Source organism: Companilactobacillus suantsaicola, assembly GCF_004745525.1.
Taxonomy (GTDB): Bacteria; Bacillota; Bacilli; order Lactobacillales; family Lactobacillaceae; genus Companilactobacillus; species Companilactobacillus suantsaicola.
The window spans coordinates 1-1,201 of record NZ_RKLY01000063.1; the positions used below are offsets into that span (position 1 = coordinate 1).

The following is a 1,201-nucleotide window of genomic DNA, read 5'->3' on the forward strand; positions in this document are numbered from 1 at the left end:
AGCCACAGGAGGCATTCTTCTTGGCTTGCGGCTACTAATAATCTGGCACTCCAATCCTGATAGATCTTAAGTTTTTTTTATTTTTTCGGAGTGGCTAACTTGTTCTTGCAATTTGCGTTTAAATTTAATTCACCTGACCAACCATAATTTAATCCCAGAGGAACTGAAGCGCAATTTCCATGATTGATTCGACCAAACAAAAAAGCATCACTCGGTGTTGGTAGATAACCACAAGTTACATTAGGCAAACTGTTGCAAGCAATATCCATCCCGTTACCTGAACTACAGCCGGTCACTACATAATCGACTGCCTGTGAATTCAATAATAAGCCTACTAAAATCGATACTTGAACATAAGATAACATCGGATCACCTTGGAAAACTCCAAAATTAATGACCTCATCTGCTTCATCAGCTGCTGATTCAGTCGCTTTAAATAAAGCCTTATTCTTGCTCATTTGAGTAGTTTCTTGGATAACCGCAATCTTCATTTTTATTTCTCCTTCTACAACAAACGTCCCATCACTACTGCCGTATAGTCGTGATTGATTTCTTTTTCTTCTTGTCCCGTTTTAAAGAAACCATTTTTGACCCAGAAATGTTCACTTTGAGGATTCCCTTTCGCATAGGCCAACTCAACTTGCTTAAAGCCACTATCCTCCAAAGCTTTCAGAACTTCTTTAATAATCTTTGTTCCGATTCCTTTACCAGAATATTTCGCATCAACCATGAAAAGTCCAATCCAGGCCGTTATATCATCTGGGTATTTAGCAATCAGATCCATCATCGCAACTAAATTTTCGCCATCAAAAAAGCCGAGATAATATTTATCATCCTTAGTTTTGTTTGGCGGAACAACCGTCATATCGTGCCTGATTGTTGGCCGAGAAATTGCTGGTGGACAATACTTGAAGTAAAGTGGATTACTCTGATTAAGTTTCAAAATAATCTCTGTATCCTTAGTAACGAGTCGTCTAACTGTATACTTACTCGAAAAATTTTGTGGATTCATATTCTCACCTCTCAAATTAATTAAATTATATAACAAAAAAGGGAGGGTTCTTAAGTTAGTTTGTTTAAATTGCCGTCTTCCGCACAAGCCCTGTGATGGACTGGAATGCACTCGTCCTTGTCAAGTTGACATTTTCTTGGCTCAAATAATATAACTTTTTAAGCGACCTCACCCCAAAATTCTTCGTTG

At 37.9% G+C, this 1,201-nt stretch carries 2 protein-coding genes; both read right to left on the reverse strand.

Annotated features, from left to right (window positions below):
• Window positions 1-77: 77 nt before the first annotated feature.
• Window positions 78-491, reverse strand: a complete 414-nt coding sequence (locus tag EGT49_RS12340) for an RpiB/LacA/LacB family sugar-phosphate isomerase (protein ID WP_135374708.1) — start codon at window positions 489-491, stop codon at window positions 78-80.
• Window positions 492-505: 14 nt separating this feature from the next.
• The gene (locus tag EGT49_RS12345) at window positions 506-1,012 is read right to left on the reverse strand and encodes a GNAT family N-acetyltransferase (RefSeq protein ID WP_135374710.1); all 507 of its coding nucleotides are present in this window, start codon (window positions 1,010-1,012) and stop codon (window positions 506-508) included.
• Window positions 1,013-1,201 lie beyond the last annotated feature (189 nt).

Excerpts from the sequence above, each read along its gene's own strand:
- EGT49_RS12345 (WP_135374710.1), bottom strand. The coding sequence starts at position 1,012 with ATGAATCCACAAAATTTTTCGAGTAAGTATACAGTTAGACGACTCGTT.
- EGT49_RS12340 (WP_135374708.1), bottom strand. The coding sequence starts at position 491 with ATGAAGATTGCGGTTATCCAAGAAACTACTCAAATGAGCAAGAATAAG.